Consider the following 21,394-nt stretch of genomic DNA (forward strand, 5'->3'; position numbering starts at 1 on the left):
CGCTCCCGCCCTCCCTCCGCCTCAGACCGTTCGTGAATAGCGGACCTGGTCCACCGGCTCGTTCCCGATCGCCTCGACGCGGGTCACGCCGTCCGCGACCCACCCCCCACGCTCGTAGAAGCACCGCGCGCGGCTGTTGGCCGCCAGCACCCAGAGCACCGCCCGCGTCCCGATGCGGCCCAGCTCGGGCAGCGCGTCCAGCATCAGTGCCCGCCCGACCCCTTTGCCGACGAAGGCCGGGTCCGCGTGGATCGCGCTGAGCTCGGCGACCCCGTCCTCCTCGGCCGGCCCCAGATAGGTGAAGCCGGCCAGCACGTCGCCGGCGACCGCGACCGTGAGGCGGTGGGTGTCGCGTTCCCAGTGCCACCGCTCCGACCACCACTCGCCCAGCGCGGCCGGACTGCCGAACGTCAGCGCGTCAGGAGAGACGATGCCGGCGTATGCGCAGGCTCGGGACCGGTAGTGCAGATCGCCGATCGGGAACAGGTCATCGTCAGCCGCGGGCCGAAGCTGCACGCTCATGCGACGAGCCTAAGCGCGGGGGCACCGGCACCCGCATGAGGTCCTCGGCGAGCACGATGTCGCCGTCGAACTCCGCCCGGGCCTCGTCGAGGAAGCGGGTGCTGTCGGCGTACCGCTGGGAGAAGTGGGTGAGGACCAGCGTGCGCACGCCCGATTGCCGGGCCACCGACGCGGCCTGCCCGGCGGTGAGGTGGCCGACCTGGGCGGCCATCGCGGCGTCCTCGGCGAGGAACGTCGACTCGATCACGAGCAGGTCGGCGCCGTCGGCCAGGGCGAACACGTTGTCGCACAGGCCGGTGTCCATGACGAAGGCGAACCGCTGGCCCGGCCGCGGCGCGCTGACGTCGTCGATCGTGACGGTGCCCGAGCGACCGGTCCGCTGCAGCTCGCCGACGGCCGGGCCGGTGATTCCGTACGCCTCCAGCAGCGCCGGAACCATCCGGCGCCCGTCCGGTTCGGCCAGGCGATATCCGTACGTCTCGATGGAGTGCCGTAGCGGCAGAGCGGTGAGCGTGCCCGCGGTGGTCTCGGCGCGGAAGCCGTCGGAGACAGGCTCGGGAAGGAGGTCCGCGACGTCGTAGAAGCTGGTCGCGTGCCGGAGCCGGTCGAAGTAGTCGCGGCCGCCCGCGGGGAAGTGGACGCGGACCGGGTGCGGCACCTTGTCGAGGGAGATCCGCTGGATGACGCCCGGCAGGCCCAGCGAGTGGTCGCCGTGGAAGTGCGTGATGCAGATGCGCGTCAGCGGGGTGACGGCCAAGCCGGCCATGAGCATCTGGCGCTGGGTGCCCTCGCCCGGGTCGAAGAGGATCACCTCGTCGTCCCAGCGCAGCTGGTAGCCGTTGTGGTTGCGGTGCCGGGTCGGCACCTGGCTGGCCGTACCCAGGATCGTCAGCTCACGCATCGGTGCGCTCCCCGGAAATGAAGCGACCCCCGGGGACTTCCACGCGCCTCGCGGTGCGTGGTCCGGTCGGACTAGGCCGGATCCCCGGGGGTCGGGTGGCTGTCTGGTATTCGCCGCACCGCTGCCACACGGTCTCGACGTTATTGCAGAGAACTTTCTCGAAGCTGTCGAGGACAGCGGCTAGCGGACAGCCACCTCACGAGTCCCGTTGCTATACAACTTCGGACCACCTCCCTTCACGTGTACGGCCACGTTAACCACCCGGGGAGGCTGTCGACAACGCCTTATTTCTCACTACAGGCGCGGGAATACTCGAGGAGACAATTCGGTCCCCTCGACCGCCAGCGAGGCCGGTCCGACGATCTCCGGATCCGGGGTGCCGACGACCTCCGGGTCCTTGTCGTCGTAGTGGAAGCGGTTGAGGACGTAGCGCATGGCCTCCAGCCGGGCCCGCTTCTTGTCGTTGCTCTTCACCACGGTCCACGGGGCGTCGGCGGTGTCCGTGTAGAAGAACATCGCCTCCTTGGCCTCCGTGTAGTCGTCCCACTTGTCCAGCGACTCCAGGTCCATCTTCGAGAGCTTCCACTGGCGTACCGGGTCCACCTGGCGGATCGCGAACCGGGTGCGCTGCTCGCCCTGGGAGACCGAGAACCAGAATTTGACCAGGTGGATGCCCGAGCGGACGAGCATCCGCTCCAGGTCGGGGGCCTGCCGCATGAACTCGAGGTACTCGGCGCGGGTGCAGAAGCCCATCACCCGCTCGACGCCGGCCCGGTTGTACCAGGATCGGTCGAACATCACGATCTCGCCGGCCGCCGGCAGGTGCTTGATGTAGCGCTGGAAGTACCACTGGGTGCTCTCGCGCTCGTTCGGCTTCTCCAGCGCCACCACAGAGGCACCACGCGGGTTCAGGTGTTCCATGAAGCGCTTGATCGTGCCGCCCTTGCCCGCCGCGTCCCGGCCCTCGAACAGGATCACCAGCCGTTCGCCGCTGGCCTTGCACCAGTTCTGCAGCTTGAGCAGCTCGATCTGCAGCAGGCGCTTGTCGTGGTCGTACTCCGGCCGGGAGAGCCGTTCGTCGTACGGGTAGTCCTCGCGCCACGTGTCGACCGGGCTGCCGTCGGCGTTGAGCAGCACCGGGTCGTCGTCATCGTCGTCCGCGACCCGGTATCCGCCGAGCTCCTTGATCGGCCCCGCGTACGGAGGAGTGGTGATGTCCTCCTGGGGCTGCTGGTCGTTCTCGGGCTCCATACCCCGCTTTCATACCCACGGACGGCGACGTACCACCTAACGGCGCATGAACGTCAGCCCAGCCATGACCGCAGCTTCTTCCGGCGCGACGCCGCGATCGCCTCGGGCAGCTCGTGGAAGGTCTCCTCTCCGACGCGTTCCTGGCGGGCGTAGAGCACGCCGTACTCGAAAGCGTCCGGGGCCGTCCCGGCCACCTCGCGCAGCACCTCCCGGGCGACCACCGAGTCCTGGTGGGCACCCAGCACGTCCTGCAGCGAGGTCAGCGCGGAGACGAGCTTCTTGCCGGGCTTGCCGGCGGCCGGCGCGAACACCTCCACGGCGTACCGGGCCTGCTTGTACTTCTTGCGGGCCTCGTGCAGCTCGGCGTCCACCCCGTCGGCGACGGCCGTGTCGAGCAGGGCGTCGGCACGGTGCAGCACCTTGCGTACGCGGCGCAGCGCACCCCCGTCGTCCGGGCGGGCCTCGTCGACGAGCGTGTCCATGGCGTCGAGCATGCCGAGGTACCGGTCGCTGTCCAGCGCCGCCACCAGCTCCTCCCGGCCACGGGTCACGTCGTCGTCCAGCTTCTGCCGGATACGGCCCGCGACCTGCGGGTACGCCTCGGCGGCGGCCACCAGCTTGTGCGACAGGACCTGGCCGTCGCGGACCGCGCCGAGACAGTCCGCGAGCCACTTCAGCTCGCCCTTGAGGAATTCCGCGTGGTCGGGGTCGAACGCGTCCTTGAACGTCTTCAGGGTGCTGCGCAGGCGGCGGGTGGCCACCCGCATCTTGTGTACGCCGTCCGCGTCGCCGGCTCGTACCGCCGGGTCCTGGGCCTCGATGGCGTCGCGCTGCTCCCGGGCGTACCCGAGAACGGGGTCCGTCTTGCGCCGTTTGCCGGTCTTCGGCGTGGCCAGGCGATCACCCAGCGCCCGGGCGAGCTTCGACGGCCCGGCCGCCGGAGTGGCCCCGGCCGCGCTGAGCAGGCCCTCCACGGCCTCGAGAACCTCCGGGCCGCCGTCGACGAGCTCGACCTCGAGCTCCTGCCACCGCTGCGTGCCGTCATCGGTCTCGGCGGCGACCTCGTCCTGAGCGACCAGCGCGAGCGTCCGCCCGTCCGCGTCGCACAGCGGCGTCTCGACGCGACGGGTCCGCAGCTTCGCCACGGGCCGCAGCGGCCGCGTCCGCACGATGGTCCGCACCTCGGCGGCGAGCTCGGCGGGCACCTCGTCGCCCTCGGTCAGCGGCAGCCGATGCTCGGTACGGGCGGACCCCGCACCGGGCGTCTTCAGATGCCACCCGGCGTCGTTCCCCCCGGTACGCCGGCGCAGCGTGTGTTTGTTACGAGCCAGCCGGAGATCGTCGGTGTCGAAGTACGTGGCGTCGAGCTCGTGCGTCTCCGCCTCGCCGGCCCGGCTGACGCCACAGGCGCCGGCCAGCTCGGGCAGGGCGAAGCCGGACGGGACGTCGTACTTGCGTTCGTTCTCCGTGGCGGTCTGCATCCCCCAAGTCTGGCGGATGTGAAGCGGCTCAGCGACCTCTCAGGAGCGCGCGGCACCCTTGCGCCATGCACGAAACGGATCGACGCAGAGTGTCGCTCGCCGGCCTCGGCCTCATCGGCGCCGGCGCGGTGCTCGGTCTGGCCCTGGCCGGCCCGGGCGACCAGCAGGACGACAAGCCCGCCGGCCCGCCGACCGCCACGGCCCCCGCCGACCCACCGCGCTCCCCGCCGGCTCCCAGCTGATCCGAGGCTCGCGTTCAGCGGTTTCTCAGACGACGCTCGCACACTGGCTGCAGGTTCCTGGGGAGTTCGGCGCTCGTCCCCCGTGCGTGCACCGGCTCTCCAGGAGCCGACTTACACCCGGGCTTCCTCGCCCCGACTGCGCAGATACTGCGCGCGCGAGTAATGAGCGGCGGCGGCGCCGTAGTACATCGTCGCCAGCGACACGTGGAAGCTGTTGTCGGTCAGCGCATTCTTCGCATTGGCGGTCTCCGACCACCGGATCTCGGCGTCGGACGCACTGATGCCCCGCCGGGCGCACCGAAGCCGATTCAGCTCCTTACCGATCCGCCACGTCTCGAGGGCGCTCTCGGCCTGCCGCATCATGGTCCGCGCCTTCTCGATGAGGGACTCGGCCAGGACCCAGGCGGCCTGCTCCTCATCGTTGTGGAATGTGGGCATCGTGACACCTCCCGAGGGCTACCTCCTGAATTGTCGGTCCATTCAGTGTGTGAGGAGCTGTCGGCAGCTGTCGATCTTTTCCACCCGCACGTGTTACGGCCGCCGCCCAAACCTGACCGGTCGACGGAGGTCAGCGGATCATCGAGCCTCTGGTCATAGACGCGGCGCCGACTCACTGCTGGGGTGCGAACTTCTTGCGTAGAAGGTCGATGTGCGCACGGTCGGTTATCCACTCCCGGACCAACCCGCACTGCAGGCAGATCCCGCGGGAAACCAGCAGTTCCGGATGATCACCTGCCCGGATCCCCGCCGACGATGCACGGCCTTACGCAGGCGATCACGGAGTGCAAACGAGGGGACGGCGACTGACGCGCTCGTCGCTGTCCCCTCGCCGGGGTGCCTTATCCGCTGGTCAGTCGGTACGGGCGACGCCCACCGGGCAGGTCATCCCGTTTGGGACAAGCCTCTAGATATGTGACCCTAGAGCGCCCGCCTCTTCCTGTCCGCCGACAGGCGCTAGTACTCCGGCAGGTTGCGGGTGCTGTAGCGCAACTGTTCGGCGGCACTGTGAAGCGCCTGAGCCTTCGCTCCAAGGTCCATGGAGCCGAGGACGTCTGCCGCTTCGGCCAGACGGCCCGCAGCCTTGCCAAGATTCAGCGCTGAATAGATGTCGGCGGCCTCTCCCAGCGCTCTTGCCGACTCGGCCAGGCGGTACGAATCAGTTTCCTTCAGCATGCCAACGACCAAGCGTAGTTCTGCGACGTTATCGGTGGTGATCTGTCCTGTCTTGGCAGCCTGCGTCGTGATCTCGTCGAGTCGGCCCACTAGCTTCGCGAGGCGCTCGCTGGGTTCTTCGAAAAACTGGACTAGCAAGCGCTCCATGCCGTCCTCGGTCAACGGCGCGCCTACAACGCCGCCGAACCTTCGCTCCCTCTCCGCCTTCCACTGCAACATGCAGGATGCCGGAGGATTCCGGCCGGATGCGAACCCCCAGGGAAGTGGAGATCTTGGCTCAGCGCGGCTCTCAGCGGGCCGCGCAGGGGCCCGCAGAGACATCGACCCCTCCATCCTCGCCCCCATCCGCAACGCAGCACCGGGAGGCCGTCACCGTGCGACTCAGGGCCGTCGACAGCACCATAGAGACCGCCGCAGAAGCGGACTCGATCGTCAGCCGAACGCCCCAATGTTTCAGCGAGGAAGCGACCTCTCGGCCGCTGGCGCTTGTCGATCAAGGTCGCCCGACGAACACGGCGCGAGTGCCGGCCAACATCGATCAAATCCGAGCGATGGTGACGCGATCGAGGGCAGAACAGGGGCTGGCCCCGACTATCGAGGACGCCGACGTCCTTGAGAAAGTCGCGGCGATCTTCAAACTTGCTGTGGAGCTCTCCACCGCCCCGTCTGCTCGTTCTTATCCCGGCCGCAGGGTCGCCTAGCAGGCGAAGAGCGGAACTCCCCGACCTTAACCTGGTCGGGGAGTTCGTCGTTGTCAGGACGTGTTGTCGAGCCAACATGGTGCTGCGAAGAGGCGATTTAATTCGGAAGTGCTCCGACCTTGTCTCTCAGCTTTTGTACAAGCTGGAGGTCCGACTCTAGCCGAGTGCGGACCGCTGACTGGTAGTCGTCAACCGATAGGTATCTCAAAGCCCTTGCAATCCTTCCTCTCATGGGTGTGTCGCGTATCGGTGCCAGCTGAACCAGCCCGTCAAGGTCACCTGCGGCGAGGAGAGAGTTAATGCGGCTTAGCAGGGCGGGATAGGGGGATGGCATGGCGACTGAGATTGGATCTATCCCGCCGATCAGGCCATTCTTGTCAGGTAGGCCGTCGAACACTTTCCGGCCGATTTCCTTGACTGCGATAGAGGCCGCCAGGTGTTCGGGGATCCCACTCTGTCGCACGGAAGCTAAAGCGTCCTCAGTTGCCTTTCTCACCATGTCGTCTTTTGGGACTCCGAGTGCGGCGCTCTGTTGCTCTGCCATCGCCTCGATGGCCTCGCTCCCGTAATACAAGCTCTCAATTTCGCTCACCGGCAAGACAAGGATGCCCTTATTGGCGAGGGTTCGAATTTCGTCAGTTGATCTGCCGTCTCCGTCTACGATTCCTTTGGCGTGAACCCAATGTAGATTCTCATTCGAGGTAAGGCCAGTGACGGATCTGATTACGTGGTCGCAGCTTCCCGACGGGGTCGGAGTCCAGTCCGGGAAAAGAATCCTGTAGAGGCTCACATCGAGGCTTTGTCGCTCGCCCTCGACAAAGAGGATCTGGCGACGCCCGCCAAGAATCTCCCTTCGTGCCGCCTCGGGAAGGGTCTCCGATAGGTCGGCCCTGGCCAGGCTCCACCCGATAGGTGTGGTGTCCAGCCATTTGCAAGTGCCCAGCACATAGACTTGAGTTTCCGAAGCGGGCAATGCCGACGCGAGTTCCAAATCGTGTGTGAGGACAATGAAGGAACAATCGGGGCGCGATGCAATCACGGCTGCGATCAGTGATGCCGAGATGCGACGGTGCACGTGACGTTCCGGCTCGTCAATTATGAGGATGCTGCCCTCTTCCGCCGATAGCACTTCAGCCGCTAGTAGGACGGCGCTTTTCTCTCCGTCCGACATCATGAAGATGGGATATTCTGGGCCTGTGTTCGATTTGACGACGCTGAACGTAGAGGTGGCGGTTAGCGCAAGCTGGATATCGAGCCCAGACCGAGCGAGAATTCCGTTTAGCAGAGTAAGCGGCGAAGGCTCCACCTGCATAGCAATCTCATCGTGCGATGCGCCGCTGTCGTGCAATGCAGCAAGGTTGCTGTTGCGGTAATTGATCGTTGACAATAAGTCGAACAGAACGATTTCAGACCGCAAATCCGCTGCGTGGTCCAGATAGCGCGAATTCTCTTGCATGTTCCACGTCTTAATGTTCGCCGCGGCGCTATCTCGGCGAGCGGGGGTGATATTTGGACCGGCGTTCTCGAACCACAATTTGCGGTGAGCGATCAGTCGCTTAACCTTGGTTCCAGTCGCTTTGGTGTCAAGCCAAAGGCCGAGTGCAGACTTGCCAGATCCATTTGCCCCGAGGATCATTGTTGTGCGACCAGCTTCGGCCGCTAAGGCTACAGAAGCGCCTGGCTCTAGGCTCGGTATGTTCCACATAAAAAGCGCGGTGGATGCAGCCGGGGGCGCCGCCGCAGTGGAGTTGCTCGTCATGGTTGCACAATAGCTACCATGCGACTAGCCGACCAACTCTGAGAATTGAACTGCAACATCAACGACCGAAGCCCAGTACGGATACGGCTGGACTGAATTCTCTGCCAAGGAGCTTGGCGCTTAGAGCTCGCGTGGGTGGTGAAGTTCGGTCGCGGGTTGTTCTGGCCGACGAGGGGCGAAGGGCGCCATCGTCAGCCGCCCAGACGTCAAACCGCCCGGAGAGGTGCTGGCGTAACGCTGCCACCTCGGAGCACGGGATGCTGGGATCCAGGTCGTCGTGCCTACGTGGAAAGTTCGTGAACGCCCCGATGGCCCACCCGCCGGCGACCCACCAGCGGCCGCAGTAACCCTCGAACAACGCGGCAGCGTCCCGTGGAGTGCGGGCCTTCCATGGCCCGTACAGCCGAACCATCTCGTCGTGGCCGAACACTCGGTGCAGAGTAGACGACAAAAGGTGCTATCCACGAGCGCACTCTCATGCCGCCGTCCGTGCTCGGTGCGCCGATCGGACCTAGCTAGCAATGAGATAGTGGAACGCCCCGACCGGGTAGGTCGGGGCGTTCGTCGTTGTCATGGCGTGCTGTCGAGGCCGAGGTTAGGGGCACAGTACTTAAGCCCTGTAGGTGCAAGATGCAGTTACCCTTCCAGAGGGAGCACGTCGAGAGTTCGACTGAGTCGGTTAAGCGCGGAGTGCTTTCACATGCCGATGAGCGAACGCGCGAGGTGCCCCTGCGCCGACTGAGCTCACCGCTTGGGGCCGAACTTCTTGCGCAGAAGGTCCAGGTGGACACGGTCGGTAATCCACTCGCGGACCAACCCGCACTGCAGGCAAATCACGCGAGAAAACGGGATCACTCGCAAGGCGCTCACCGCAATGCCACTGCGGTTGAAGCCGTCGTTCATGCTGCTCGGCACACAGACGATCTCAGCGCTTCCGCAATGCGGACACAGCCCGAAGTTGATCTCACCCATGAACTTGATGATCGCAGCAAGTACCAGCGGGCCGGAGAAGGAGGCCGAGTCCTTACACTTACCCGGGCATGCCCGCCATGACCTGATCAGCCGCGCGGGTTTGCCGCCGTCCGTGCTCGGCGGGCCTGATACGGAGCAGGGGATGACAGAACGCCCCGGCCGTTGGTCGGGGCGTTCTGCAGCCATCAGGGTGTGCTATCAAGCCCGAGGTTGGGGGCACAGTACTTGAGTCCTGTAGGGCCGTGGTTGCAGTAGCCGCCCGGATTCTTGCTGTCGGACAGGTACTGCTGGTGGTAGTCCTCCGCGTAGTAGAACGCGTCCAGCGGCTTGATCTCCGTGGTGATCGTGCCGTGGCCCGCCTTGCGCACCACCGGCTGGAAGGCGTCAAGCGACGCCTGAGCGAGCCGCTCCTGCTCCGACGTCGTCGTGTAGATCGCCGAGCGGTACTGCGTACCGACGTCGTTGCCCTGCCGCATGCCCTGTGTCGGGTCGTGGTTCTCCCAGAAGGCCTTGAGCAGGTCCTCGTAGCTGATCTTCGCGGGGTCGTAGACCACCTGGACGGCCTCGGTGTGCCCGGTCGTTCCCGAGCACGTCTCCTCGTACGTCGGGTTGCGGGTGAAGCCGCCCGCGTAACCCACGGAGGTGGAGTACACGCCCGGCAGGCGCCAGAAGATGCGCTCGGCGCCCCAGAAGCAGCCCATGCCGAACACGGCCGTCTCGAGGCCGGCCGGCCAGGGGCCCTTCAGCGGGGTTCCGAGCACCGTGTGCTTGTCGGCCACCGGCATCTCGATGAGGCGGCCGGGGGCGGCCTGGTCGGGGGTGGGCAGCTCGAGCTTCTTGTACCGCAGGAACACGGTGTCTCCCTTCGTCCGCCGGGTGTAACACCATCCACCCGGGGTTCCTTACCCGAGCGCGTCGCCGATACGGGAAGCGTAGGCAGCCGCCTCGTCGTCCGAGTCGTACTTGTGCCGCGGCCAGAAGAACCCGCGCAGGCCGTCGCCCTTCGTCCGGGGTACGACGTGGGCATGCAGATGGGGGACCGATTGCGACACGACGTTGTTCATCGCGACGAATGTTCCTTTTGCCCCGGTCGCGGAGGGGACAGCGGCGGCTACCCGCTGCACCAGCGCGAAGAATCCGGGCAGGAGATCCTTTTCAAGAGCGGTCAATTCGGGTACGTGCGGTCGCGGCACCACCAGCACGTGGCCCTTGAACACGGGCCGGATGTCGAGGAAGCCGACGCCGTCGGGGCTGTCCACGACCTTGAATGCGGGAACGGCGCCCGCCACTATCCCGCAGAAGAGGCAGTCGGCCATCAGCGCAGACTAGCCTTGCCCCTCATGACGGGTAACGAGTACGGCTTCGACACACTGGCCATCCACGCCGGGCAGGATCCCGACCCGCGGACGGGTGCCGTGGTGCCGCCGATCTACCAGACCAGCACGTACGCCCAGGACGCCGTCGGTGCGCCCCGGCTGGGCTACGAGTACAGCCGCTCGGGCAACCCGACCCGCGACGCCCTGCAGGAATGCCTCGCCGCGATCGAGGGCGGCCGGCGCGGTCTCGCCTTCGCCAGCGGGCTCGCCGCCGAGGACACGTTGCTGCGCACGGTCTGCCGCCCCGGCGACCACGTGGTGATCCCGGACGACGCGTACGGCGGCACGTACCGCCTCTTCAGCAAGGTCGCCGAGAACTGGGGCCTGGACTGGACCGCGGTGGCGCTGAACGACCTCGACGCGGTCCGGGCGGCGTTCCGTCCCGGCCACACCCGGCTGATCTGGGCCGAGACGCCGACCAACCCGCTGCTCAACATCGCGGACATCCCCGCGCTGGCCGGCCTGGCCCACGAGTACGACGCCATGCTGGCCGTGGACAACACGTTCGCGTCGCCGTACCTGCAGCAGCCGATCGCCCTCGGCGCCGACGTCGTGATCCATTCCACGACCAAGTACCTCGGCGGCCACTCCGACGTCGTCGGCGGCGCCCTGGTCACGGCCGACGTGGACCTCGGCGAGCAGCTCGCGTTCCACCAGAACGCGATGGGCGCGGTCAACGGGCCGTTCGACGCGTGGCTGACGCTGCGCGGGATCAAGACTCTCGGCGTACGGATGGACCGGCACTGCGACAACGCCGAGCGGATCGTGGCCTACCTCGAGACCCACGCGAAGGTCGGCCGGGTCCTCTATCCGGGCCTCGAGTCGCATCCCGGACACGAGACCGCCGCCAAGCAGATGTCGCGCTTCGGCGGGATGATCTCCTTCCGCACCAAGGGCGGTCCCGAGCAGGCCATCGAGGTCTGTAACCGGACGAAACTCTTCGTCCTCGCCGAGTCGCTCGGCGGCGTCGAGTCGCTGATCGAGCACCCCGGCCAGATGACACACCTCAGCGCCGCGGGCTCACCGCTTGAAGTCCCCGCCGATCTCGTGCGACTGTCTGTCGGCATCGAAACCGTTGACGATCTGCTCGCGGATCTCGAGCAGGCGCTCGGCTGAGGCGCTTTATAGACACAGTAGACAGGCGGAGACGGGCCATGGACAACCTGGCGACCACGTGGGTGGGTGCCACGGCGAAGCAGATCTCCCGGGCGGTCCGCCGCGGCGACACGAGCGCCACCCAGGTGGTCGCCGACCACCTCGAGCAGATCGCGATCTCCGAACCGTCGCTCACCGCGTTCCGCGTGGTGCGCGGCGGGGAGGCGATCGTCGAGGCCGAGAAGGTGGACGAGCAGGAGGACCTGGCCAACCTGCCGCTCGCCGGCGTACCCGTGGCGGTCAAGGAGAACACCCCGGTCGCGGGCCTGCCGACCTGGCACGGCTCCGCGGCCGCCCGGACCCCCGTGGCCGAGGAGGACCACGAGGTGGTCCGCCGGCTGCGGGGCGCCGGCGCGGTCGTCGTCGGCGTCACCCGGATGCCCGAGATGGGCCTGTGGGGCACGACCGACGGCCCGGACGGCGCCACCCGTAACCCGTGGTCGCTCGACCGTACCCCCGGCGGCTCGTCGGGTGGCTCGGCCGCCGCGGTCGCGGCCGGCCTGGTCCCCATCGCCCACGGCAACGACGGCCTCGGCTCGATCCGCATCCCCGCGGCCTGCTGCGGCCTGGTCGGCCTCAAGCCCGGCCGCGACGTGATCCCGTGCGACCTGGGCCTGGACGGCTGGCTCGGGCTCGTCGAGCACGGCATCCTGGCCACGACCGTCGGCGACGCCGCCCTCGGCTTCAGCGTCCTGGCCGGGCGCGCACCGGCGAAACTCACCCCGCCGGGCAAGCTGCGGGTCGGTGTCTCCTTGCGTTCCCCGGTCGCAGGGGTACGCCCGGACGAGCCGAACCGTGGTGCCGTGGCGACAGCGGCCAAGCTCCTGGTCGGCGCGGGCCACGACACCGTGACCGCGGAGCCGGCGTACCCGACGGCGGTCGGCCTCGCCGGGCTGCTCACCTGGTTCGCGTCGGCCTACCGCGAGGCGGACGCCGCCGGCATCGACCTCAAGGCGCTGCAGCCGCGTACCCGTCGGCACGTCCGTCTGGGCAAGATCGCCTGGAACCGCGGCTGGGTCCGGCAGGAGCAGCGCGACGGCTGGCGCGAGAAGAGCATCAAGTTCTTCGAGGACAGGAAGATCGACGTCCTGCTGACCCCGGCGCTGGCGGCCACCCCGCCGCCGGCCGACGGTCACTCCGCCGGCCGCTGGCGCCGCAACATCCTCGACAACATCCGGTACGCGCCGTACGCCGCCCCCTGGAACATGGCCGGCCTGCCCGCGATCGTGGTGCCGATCGGCCTGCGCCCCGACGGCCTCCCGGTCGGCGTCCAGTTCGTCGGGCCGCCCGACTCCGAGCTGCTGCTGCTCTCGATCGCCGGCCTCCTCGAGGTGGCCAATCCCTGGCCGCGCCACGCGTTCGTGTGAGCGGATGGCACGATCACAGCCATGAGTGACCTGCTTTCGCTCGCCGACGTCGAAGCCGCCCGGGCGCTGCTCACCGGCGTCGTCCGCACCACGGCCCTCGAGCACTCCGCGCCGCTGACCCGCACGCTGGGCGTCGAAACCTGGCTCAAGTGCGAGAACCAGCAGCGGGCCGGCTCGTACAAGGTGCGCGGCGCGTACACCCGGATCTCCCGCCTCTCGGACGCCGAGCGGGCCCGCGGCGTGGTGGCCGCCAGCGCGGGCAACCACGCCCAGGGCGTAGCGCTCGCGGCGGGCCTCCTGGGCGCCAAAGCCACGGTCTTCATGCCGCAGAACGCCCCCCTCCCCAAGGTCTCGGCCACCAAGGGCTACGGCGCCGCGATCGAGTACGCCGGCAACACGGTCGACGACTCCCTCCGAGCGGCCCGCGAGTACGCCGACCGGACCGGCGCGATCCTCATCCACCCCTTCGACCACCCCGACGTGATCGCCGGCCAGGGCACGGTAGGCCTGGAGATCCTCGACCAATGCCCGGACGTCGGCACGATCATCACCGCGGTCGGCGGCGGCGGCCTCATCTCGGGCGTAGCGGTCGCGGCCAAAGCCCTGAAGCCCGACGTACGCATCATCGGCGTCCAAGCCAGCGGCGCCGCGGCGTACCCCCCGTCCCTGGCCGCGGGCGCCCCCGTGACGCTGACGGAGTCGGCAACCATCGCGGACGGCATCGCGGTGATGCGCCCCGGCGACCTCACGTTCTCCCACGTCAGCGAACTCGTCGACGACATGGTCACGGTCACCGACGAAGACCTGTCGGCGGCCCTGCTCTCCCTGCTCGAACGCCACAAGATGGTGGTGGAACCCGCCGGCGGTGCGGCGGTCGCAGCCCTGCTCACCGGCAAGGTCGACGTGACATCACCGGTCGTCGCCATCCTGTCGGGCGGCAACATCGACCCGATGCTGTTGATGCGGGTGATCGAACACGGCTTGGCATCGGCGGGACGCTTCCTGCGCCTGTCGGTCCAGACGGGAGATCAGCCGGGCGAGCTGGCCCGGCTGCTGACCGAGATCGCCGGGCATCGGGCGAACATCGTGGATGTGCTGCACTCCCGGCACAATCCGCGGTTGAGCTTCGGGCAGGTGGAGGTGCAGCTCTCGGTGGAGACGCGAGGCCCGGACCACTCGGCAACGCTGATCGGGGCGCTCCGCAATTCCGGGTACGCGGTGACCCTGCTGTCCGGGACGCCCTGAGCGTCGGCGCTTGCCCTGCCGTTCGCGCGAGCGGCCGGCGTGGCCCGCGTTCGGGTCCTGTTGGCGGGCGGCGTGGCCCGCGCGCCGGTCCTGTGGGCAGCTTGGGTGGCTGCCTGCTGAGCGCTTCCGTGTCGGGCCGGTTCTGGGCGGCGCCTTCCCGGACGAGCCGCATGCCGTCCAGGGGTCGTCGGGGTTCGCCGACGACCACATTCGCCCGGGTCGTCCGGCTGCCGGGGGAACGCCGGGGTTTGTCGGGGCCGTTGTGGTCCGGACGGCCGGCACGCTCGATGCGCGCCGGCCGTTGCGGGGTGGGTCAGGCGCCGAAGGGTGAGAAGTCCACGACGGTGACCTTGATGTCCGCGCCGCTGGGGGCGGTGTAGGTCACGGTCTGGCCCTTGCCGGCGCCCAGGATCGCTACGCCGAGGGCCGACTCCGGGCTGTACACCGTGAGGTCGGTGGTCGAGGCGATCTCGCGGGAGCCGAGCAGGAACTTCTCCGTGTCGGTCTTGTCCTCGTCGAAGTAGATCGTCACCACCATGCCGGGGGCGACCTTGTCGGCCGTCGGGGCCTCGCCGACCTCGGCGTTGCGGAGGAACTCCTTCAAGTAGAGGATGCGGCCTTCCTGCTTGCCCTGCTCCTCACGGGCGGCGTGGTAGCCCCCGTTCTCCCGCAGGTCGCCCTCCTCGCGGCGGGCGTTGATCTCGGCGGCGATGGCCGGCCGGGCTGCGATCAACTCGTCGAGCTCGGCCTGCAGCCGGTCGTAAGCGTCCTGGGAGAGCCAGGTCTTCGACGCTTCGGAACTGGTCACAGACTCTTCTCCTTGCAGCGGGACAGGCGTACGGAGCGAATCACCAAGCTTACCAGCGGTGGACTCACGTCCGGTTTTGCGATGACGCAGAGTTATACGCGAGGTGGCGGTCGCCTTGGCCGTTCTTTTGTATCCCGGGGGTCCGACACTTTTCCCGGGCGCCGCCGGCTGCTGGACCTTCGGCAACCTCAAGCGGCGGCCGTAGCGGCCAAGTCCAAGCCTCTGACCTCGTCTTTTGTAGGTGGAGCCCACCTGGCGCTCCCGGAGGCGCCGCGCGTCAGCTTTGGGCGCGGCAGCCGAGAACCTCGCCCACGAAGGCCTTCGCGGTGGTCGGGACGACCTCCGACACCTCGATCGTGGGCTTTCCGTCGGCGGCCCGTACCGTGACTGTCCGAGTTCCGACCACGTTGCCGTCGTAGTCGCGCGCCCGGAGGTTGCAGGTGGCGACTCCGCCGGGCGGTATCCGTACCGTGAAATCGACCGTGATCTGGGTTTGGGTCACCCCGGTCCATCGGACTATCTGGGCGTCGTAGGCGGGGTCGCCGTATTGGTGGTAGAGGCGTACGGCCAGAGCCACCGCCGCGACCGCAACCACAATGCCGACGATGATCGGTCCCGCCAGGCGTCGGCGGCCGTCGCGCCGCCGGCCGTAACGACCCGGCGGGAATACCGGCGCTGTGGCGCGCGTCTCGCTCACCAGGGGGACCTCTCCTGCGAAAACTGTCGGTGCCATCGGCCAGAATGGCCGTGTCCATCTTCGCAGCCGGAGCCGGGCCCGCTGAACGAGGTCCGGTCGAGGGAGATATCAGTGGCTGAGCAGTTGCGTCTCATGGCGGTGCACGCGCACCCCGACGACGAATCCAGCAAGGGCGCGGCCTCCATGGCGCGCTACGTCGCGGAGGGCGTCGACGTCCTGGTCGCCACGTGTACCGGCGGCGAGCGCGGCAGCGTGCTCAACCCGAAGATGGACCGGCCCGAAGTGCTGGCGGACATCGCCAACATCCGCCGCAAGGAGATGGACCTCGCCCGCGAGATCCTCGGCGTCAAGCAGGCCTGGCTCGGCTTCGTGGATTCCGGCCTGCCCGAGGGCGACCCGCTGCCGCCGCTGCCCGAGGGCTGCTTCGGCCTGGTCGACCCCGCCGAGGGTGCCCTCCCGCTCATCAAGCTGATCCGGGAGTTCAAGCCGCACGTCATGACGACGTACGACGAGAACGGCGGCTACCCGCACCCCGACCACATCATGTGCCACAAGATCTCGGTGGTGGCCTTCGAGGCGGCCGGCGACCCGGAGAAGTACCCGGAGCTGGGCGAGCCGTGGCAACCGCTGAAGCTCTACTACAACTCGGGCTGGAGCCGCGCCCGCATGCTGGCGCTGCACGAGGGCATGCTCGCGGCCGGCCTCGAATCGCCGTACACGGAGTGGCTCCAGCGGGCGCAGGAGCGTCCGGACCGCGGCGACAAGATCACCACGCGGGTGGAGTGCGGGGAGTACTTCGAGGTACGCGACAACGCGCTGCGCGCCCACGCCACGCAGGTGGATCCGGACGGGTTCTGGTTCCACGTGCCGCTGGAACTGCAGCAGAAGGTATGGCCGACGGAGGACTTCGAGCTGGCGCGATCACTGGTGGACAGCTCGGTGCCGGAGTCGGATCTGTTCGCGGGGATCCGGGAGTCCGTCGAGGCTTGCTGAGGCTCAAAGTCTGAGCGTCGGCCGGTCGCCTCTCGCGGGTGGGGCGGGCGGCTGTCCAGTGCGCCTGATCAAGGCGTGCTGCGCGGACGAGTCGCGGCGGGGCGTTTCGTTGTTGGCCGGAGCCTCTCCCGGTGTTGCGGGCGCTCGTCGTGCGGGCAGGCGATTCTGGGTGGTGGCTCGACGGTTTCGGGGTGTCGACGTGCCCAGGCACGGATGGGACGAATCGACCTGGGCCGGGCGTCGCCGCGGTGAGTCGACCCGAGCCGGGCGCCGCCGGGAGGAGTCGACCTGGGCTTGGCGCCGCCGGGAGGAGTCGACCTGGGCTTGGTGCCGCCGGGACCGGTGGGTCGGGCGCTGGACGGTGGGCCGGGTCGATCCGGCGTTGCATCGCGGCTCATGACCGTGTCGGCGGCCTCTGCGTCGAGCGCGGGCTGGGGCGGCCCCGGTGAAGCGTGCGTCCGCCCTTCGGCCTCGCGTCCGTCCTTCCTTCCGTCCCGCGTCGCGTTGGCCGCTACGAGGCGTCTTGCGGTCCTGCGAGGCGGGATTCTGCCGGGAGGGCTCAGGCCCTGTAGGGCGGTGTGCTGCCGGGACGGCTGGTGCTCTGCAGGGCGGTGTGCTGCCGGGACGGCTGGTGCTCTGCAGGGCGGTGTGCTGCCGGGACGGCTGGAGCTCTGTAGAGCGGTGTGCTGCCGGGGAGGCTCGAGCTCTGCGGGGCGGCGTTCAGCCGGGTGCTCGAGGGCGTGGACCGCCGTCGCTGCATGGTCGAGTTCCCCACTGGTGCGGTGGGCGATGGCTCTGTCGGCTCAGAGGATTAACTGCAAGCAATGCTGACATTACTCACGGTCACCGAAATGGGTTGGCCGGAGCGGTGGAGCCGACGAGGGCCTTCTCGCGGATGGCGGCGGATTGGGAGGTGTGCGGGATCCCGTGGCCGGGCGGGGCGGCGGTGGGCGTACCTTTGACGGGTGAACTTTTTCGTGGCGGTCAACAACTTCGGAGACACCCGGTCGGGCGGCCTGGCTGGGCCGATGGGGCTGTTCATCATCGTGTTGATGTCGGTCGCCACGGTTTTGCTGATCCGCAACATGAACAAGCGGTTGCGTCGGCTTCCCGACAGTTTTGCCGATCCCAAGGACGCGGCGCGGGAGGCGGAGATCGCCCGCCTGGATGCCGATCTTGCTCGTAGCGACGTTACTCCGGGTATTCCTGCCGGTGACGGTCTCCGGTCCGATGAGGACGGTGTCACCACGGAGGGCGAGGTCACGCGGTCGGGCGACGGCGACTCCACAGCGGAGCGGCCGGGATCGGGCGAGCGCGGCTAGTTACTGCGGGCTTCTTTCCACTTTGTCAAGTTGCCTTATTAAGGCGCCGCGGTGACGGATCGCCGTCCGAACATCGACAGTGCTTCCGGGTCAACCCCTGTTGCGTTCCGCCGGTTTGGCTTAGCCTTCCGCCGGGGGGCTTGACGTCCCTCGACCCTGCGCGGAAAGGGGGCCGTCGATGACCAACATCCGCCCCCGGCCTTCGCCGCTGCAGATGCACGTGCATTCTCCTGTGCCGCTGGTCAGCGGTTTGCGGTATGACCTCGGGCGAGATCCGGAAGAGCGTTTCGCGGCCTCGGGCCGGCGACGCTTCCGGACCCTTCGGTGCCGTTCTTCTCGGCCGTCCGCGGAGGCCTTCCGCATTGCTGTCGAGGGGCGAGACCCACGTACTGGTAACGGCTTCGACGGCCTGTCGGATCACTGTGACTTCGTCGGGTGTGCACAGTGTGCCAATTCAGGCTCCGCTGGTCGGACGCGCCGTCGTCAGTCCGTTCAATTCGTGGATTCGGCCGATCGGCGACGGAGCGCCTCGCGGGCGGGAAGACTCGCTCCCTCGTGTCTGTTGTGCTCAGCGGGCCGACCGGTCGTCGCCCTCCCCGGCACCCCGGCGGGCCTGCCGACCGGGGCGGAACGGCAGACGACCCCGGACCCGACAGGTGGCCGTAAGACGGCGTCGATCACCTCCGGCGCCCGGCGGCACCGGATCGGTGAGGAGGTGGCATGACTTCGCCTTCCGCTGCCTCCTCCCCGGGACGCCGGGATGCCGGTGCTGCGGTCGGCCGGCGCTCTCTCGGCGTACGTGTGATGACCGGTGTTGTTCTCGCCGCCGCAACCGTCCTCGCCGTTCTCGGAGCGCTATCGCCGTTGCAGCGGGTCGAGACGCTCGCGCATCCGTCGGTTGCCGGGGTCGGCGTGGCCCTTGCGCTTGCTTTCGTCGCGCAACTTGCCCGGTTGCGGTTCCGGATCGGACGGGGAACCGTCAGCATCTCCTGGGGCGAGACGGCGTTCATCGTCGGGTTCGCGCTCGCACCGCCGGGGTGGCTGCCCGCTGCCACGCTGGTCGGGGCCGCGGCGGCCTGGTTCCTGATCACCTGGCTCAACGGTCAGCGGGCCGCCGCCGACATCCTCCACCTGGCCGCGTCGCTCAGCCTGGGAACTTCCGGCGCGACCGCGGTCGCCTACATGCTTGCCGGTCCTGGAGCGCCGGCGGGGAGTTCCCGTACGCAGGTGGGCTTGATCGCCGGTGCCGCGACGTACCTCGTCATCACGCTGGGTCTGGCCGTCCTCACGCTTTCGCTGCACCGGGATGCGACGCCCGCGCAGATCGCCGGGCGTACGTTGCACGCCAAGCTGCCGATGTTCGTGGGCAACGTGCTGGTCGGGCTCTCCGCCCTGTACGCCGTGATCAACGAACCGTTGTGGCTGATCGCGTTCCCGCCCGTCCTGTGGCTGCTGCAGCGCACCTACCGCTACCACCTGCGGGCCGAGGAGGAGCGGCGGGTGTGGGAGGCGTTCGCGCGGGCCACGCGTACGCTCGGCGGTTCTACCGAGGCGGCCGTCGCTCAGGCGGGGCTTCGTGGTGCGCTCGACGTCTTCGGTGCGCTGCGTGTGGAGATCGAGGTGACACTCGAGCATCATGCCGGTGGGCAGCCGGTGTCGATGCCGAGTAGTGGCACCGCGCCGTTGCCGCGACGGACTCGGCCGGAATTGTCCATAGAGGCCGATCCGGTGCGCTACGGCAGCCGGCGCTATGTCGACGATGCTCCGCAGGATCCGCTGCCCGGTGCGGCGCCGGGGCCGGTCATCACGCGGTCCATGGCGGTGGGCGGTGCGACGGTCGGGGAGATCACCGTCTGGCTGGCCGAGCCGACGTTGCCTGCTGCCCGCGACGAGCTCGCTGTGTCGGCGTACGCAGATGCTCTGGCCGGCGCGCTGCATGATGCCGCCGCTCATGAGCGTCTGATGCTGCTGGACGCCCAGGTGGCCCACGACAGCGTCCACGACCAGCTCACCGGGGTCGCTAATCGCCGGGCGTTGCTCGCCGACGGCGAGCTCCTGCTCCAGGAGCAGGATCGCGACCAGCCGGTCGCGGTGCTCCTGCTGGATCTCCACAACTTCCGGGAGATCAACGGCACGCTCGGTCATCGGGCCGGCGACGAGGTTTTGCGTACGGTCGCAGCCAGGCTCACCGATCTCGCTCGCGAGCGCGAGCTGGTGGCCCGCCTCGGCGACGACGAGTTCGTCGTGCTGCTCCCCACCGTCGCCACCCTGACCGATTCCGCGACGCCGCTGCGCGAGGTGCCGACTCCGCTGCCGCAGGCCGTACGCCGGGCCCGCGAAGTCGTCGACGCCATCGGCCGGCCTGTTCAGATCGGGGGCGTACGGCTCGCCGTGGACGTCGCCGTCGGTGTCGTGGTGGAGAAGGCGGGCCACGCCGACCTCGGGGAGCTGATCCGGCGCGCCGGTATCGCGCTCGACCAGGCGAAGGAGCTGGGCATGGGCGTCGCTGCGTACGACAGCGCCCGCGACGCCAGCAGCACCGACCACCTGGCGCTTCCCGCCGAGCTGCGCGACGCGCTCACCGTGGACGACCAGCTGGTCCTGATGCTCCAGCCGGAGGTGGACCTCCAGAGCGGCGCGCCCACCGGCGTCGAGGCGCTGATCCGCTGGAACCACCCGCGGCGCGGCATGCTGACGCCCGATTGCTTCGTGGGCACCATCGAGCAAGGGGAGTTGCTGGCCCCGTTCACACGGTACGTCCTCGACCACGCGCTCGAGGCCGCCGCGGGGTGGGCGGCGGCGGGTGTCGACGTACCCGTCTCCGTCAACATCTCCGCCCGCAGCCTGCTCGACGCGACCTTCCCGGCCCAGGTCGCGGACGCCCTGCGTCGGCACCGGATGCTGCCCGCGCAGCTGGTCCTGGAGATCACCGAATCGATGGCGGTGAGCGATCAAGGTGTGGTCGACGAGGTGCTCGCGGCGCTGCGGGAGCTGCAGGTGCAGATCTCGGTCGACGACTTCGGGACCGGGTTCTCGTCGCTCTCGTTCGTGACCCGGGTGCGGGTCGACGAGCTGAAGGTGGACCGCTCCTTCGTCACGGATATGACCGAGTCGCCCGCAGCGGCGGCGGTGGTGCGCGGCGCGGTCGAACTGGGTGCGCGGCTCGGGGCGCGGGTGGTCGCCGAGGGCGTCGAGACGGCCGACCAGCGGGCGGCGCTGCAGGCGCTGGGGTGTACGGCGGCGCAGGGGTACCACTTCAGCCGGCCGCTTCCGGCGGAGAAGATCGTTCCGGCGTTGCGGCAGCTGGCGGATGCTGCTCCCGCCAAGATCGTGCCGCTGCGCGCGGACGGTGCGTCCTAGCTGTCGGTCTGCGTCGGCTGTCTTGCGGTGAACTCCCATTGGCGGGCAGACGGGGTCGCTGCCGACCGT

Annotated in this window: 19 protein-coding genes; 7 read left to right on the forward strand and 12 right to left on the reverse strand. The window is 68.4% G+C overall.

The features are described 5' to 3' along the window. Positions 1-21: 21 nt before the first annotated feature. The 4 genes from ACIBO8_RS12265 to ACIBO8_RS12280 all read right to left on the reverse strand — a co-directional run bounded on the left by ACIBO8_RS12265 (position 22) and on the right by ACIBO8_RS12280 (position 4,155). Complete coding sequence (locus tag ACIBO8_RS12265; RefSeq protein ID WP_396115199.1) at positions 22-522, reverse strand: GNAT family N-acetyltransferase; 501 nt, start codon at positions 520-522, stop codon at positions 22-24. After that, on the reverse strand, positions 494-1,423 hold the full coding sequence (locus ACIBO8_RS12270; protein WP_396115200.1) for a ribonuclease Z: 930 nt from the start codon (positions 1,421-1,423) through the stop codon (positions 494-496). Before ACIBO8_RS12270 ends, ACIBO8_RS12265 begins: the two co-directional genes overlap by 29 nt. A 294-nt stretch (positions 1,424-1,717) precedes the next feature. Continuing rightward, the gene (gene ppk2 / locus ACIBO8_RS12275) at positions 1,718-2,674 is read right to left on the reverse strand and encodes a polyphosphate kinase 2 (RefSeq protein WP_396115201.1); all 957 of its coding nucleotides are present in this window, start codon (positions 2,672-2,674) and stop codon (positions 1,718-1,720) included. Between the two features lie 53 nt (positions 2,675-2,727). Next, complete coding sequence (locus tag ACIBO8_RS12280; RefSeq protein WP_396115202.1) at positions 2,728-4,155, reverse strand: CHAD domain-containing protein; 1,428 nt, start codon at positions 4,153-4,155, stop codon at positions 2,728-2,730. A gap of 65 nt (positions 4,156-4,220) precedes the next feature. On the opposite strand from ACIBO8_RS12280, the gene ACIBO8_RS12285 reads away from it, so the two are divergent. Then, positions 4,221-4,397 (forward strand): hypothetical protein, encoded by a 177-nt coding sequence (locus ACIBO8_RS12285; RefSeq protein ID WP_396115203.1) that lies wholly within the window; start codon positions 4,221-4,223, stop codon positions 4,395-4,397. Between the two features lie 111 nt (positions 4,398-4,508). Here the strand turns inward: ACIBO8_RS12285 and ACIBO8_RS12290 are convergent, their stop codons facing one another. The 6 genes from ACIBO8_RS12290 to ACIBO8_RS12315 all read right to left on the reverse strand — a co-directional run bounded on the left by ACIBO8_RS12290 (position 4,509) and on the right by ACIBO8_RS12315 (position 10,318). After that, complete coding sequence (locus ACIBO8_RS12290; protein ID WP_396115204.1) at positions 4,509-4,835, reverse strand: hypothetical protein; 327 nt, start codon at positions 4,833-4,835, stop codon at positions 4,509-4,511. Between the two features lie 516 nt (positions 4,836-5,351). Beyond that, positions 5,352-5,789: a hypothetical protein gene (locus ACIBO8_RS12295; RefSeq protein ID WP_396115205.1), complete on the reverse strand. Its 438-nt coding sequence runs from the start codon at positions 5,787-5,789 to the stop codon at positions 5,352-5,354. 579 nt (positions 5,790-6,368) lie between these two features. Then, positions 6,369-8,030, reverse strand: a complete 1,662-nt coding sequence (locus tag ACIBO8_RS12300; protein WP_396115206.1) for an AAA family ATPase — start codon at positions 8,028-8,030, stop codon at positions 6,369-6,371. A gap of 744 nt (positions 8,031-8,774) precedes the next feature. Further along, positions 8,775-9,002: a hypothetical protein gene (locus tag ACIBO8_RS12305; RefSeq protein WP_396115207.1), complete on the reverse strand. Its 228-nt coding sequence runs from the start codon at positions 9,000-9,002 to the stop codon at positions 8,775-8,777. Between the two features lie 185 nt (positions 9,003-9,187). Then, positions 9,188-9,856, reverse strand: coding sequence for a peptide-methionine (S)-S-oxide reductase MsrA (gene msrA, locus ACIBO8_RS12310; RefSeq protein WP_396115208.1), 669 nt, complete (start codon positions 9,854-9,856; stop codon positions 9,188-9,190). 48 nt (positions 9,857-9,904) lie between these two features. Continuing rightward, complete coding sequence (locus tag ACIBO8_RS12315; RefSeq protein ID WP_396115209.1) at positions 9,905-10,318, reverse strand: HIT family protein; 414 nt, start codon at positions 10,316-10,318, stop codon at positions 9,905-9,907. A gap of 24 nt (positions 10,319-10,342) precedes the next feature. Here ACIBO8_RS12315 and ACIBO8_RS12320 point away from each other — a divergent pair, with 24 nt between their 5' ends. The 3 genes from ACIBO8_RS12320 to ilvA are packed head-to-tail and all read left to right on the forward strand — an operon-like array spanning position 10,343 to position 14,145. Then, positions 10,343-11,494, forward strand: coding sequence for a cystathionine gamma-synthase (locus tag ACIBO8_RS12320; RefSeq protein WP_396115210.1), 1,152 nt, complete (start codon positions 10,343-10,345; stop codon positions 11,492-11,494). 38 nt (positions 11,495-11,532) lie between these two features. Beyond that, positions 11,533-12,900: an amidase gene (locus ACIBO8_RS12325; protein WP_396115211.1), complete on the forward strand. Its 1,368-nt coding sequence runs from the start codon at positions 11,533-11,535 to the stop codon at positions 12,898-12,900. A 21-nt stretch (positions 12,901-12,921) separates the two neighbouring features. Beyond that, positions 12,922-14,145, forward strand: coding sequence for a threonine ammonia-lyase (gene ilvA, locus ACIBO8_RS12330; RefSeq protein WP_396115212.1), 1,224 nt, complete (start codon positions 12,922-12,924; stop codon positions 14,143-14,145). Between the two features lie 313 nt (positions 14,146-14,458). Here ilvA and greA read toward each other — a convergent pair whose 3' ends face one another. Then, on the reverse strand, positions 14,459-14,953 hold the full coding sequence (greA, locus tag ACIBO8_RS12335) for a transcription elongation factor GreA (protein WP_396115213.1): 495 nt from the start codon (positions 14,951-14,953) through the stop codon (positions 14,459-14,461). A 277-nt stretch (positions 14,954-15,230) separates the two neighbouring features. Further along, complete coding sequence (locus tag ACIBO8_RS12340; RefSeq protein WP_396115214.1) at positions 15,231-15,548, reverse strand: DUF4307 domain-containing protein; 318 nt, start codon at positions 15,546-15,548, stop codon at positions 15,231-15,233. Between the two features lie 213 nt (positions 15,549-15,761). Here ACIBO8_RS12340 and mca point away from each other — a divergent pair, with 213 nt between their 5' ends. The 3 genes from mca to ACIBO8_RS12355 all read left to right on the forward strand — a co-directional run bounded on the left by mca (position 15,762) and on the right by ACIBO8_RS12355 (position 21,325). Continuing rightward, positions 15,762-16,643 (forward strand): mycothiol conjugate amidase Mca, encoded by an 882-nt coding sequence (gene mca / locus ACIBO8_RS12345; protein WP_396115215.1) that lies wholly within the window; start codon positions 15,762-15,764, stop codon positions 16,641-16,643. 1,028 nt (positions 16,644-17,671) lie between these two features. Next, entirely contained in the window at positions 17,672-17,965 is a 294-nt protein-coding gene (locus ACIBO8_RS12350; RefSeq protein WP_396115629.1) for a hypothetical protein, read from the forward strand. A 720-nt stretch (positions 17,966-18,685) separates the two neighbouring features. Beyond that, positions 18,686-21,325, forward strand: coding sequence for an EAL domain-containing protein (locus ACIBO8_RS12355; RefSeq protein ID WP_396115216.1), 2,640 nt, complete (start codon positions 18,686-18,688; stop codon positions 21,323-21,325). Positions 21,326-21,394: the final 69 nt, after the last annotated feature.

Source organism: Actinoplanes sp. NPDC049681, assembly GCF_044465265.1.
In the GTDB taxonomy this organism is placed as follows: Bacteria; Actinomycetota; Actinomycetes; order Mycobacteriales; family Micromonosporaceae; genus Actinoplanes.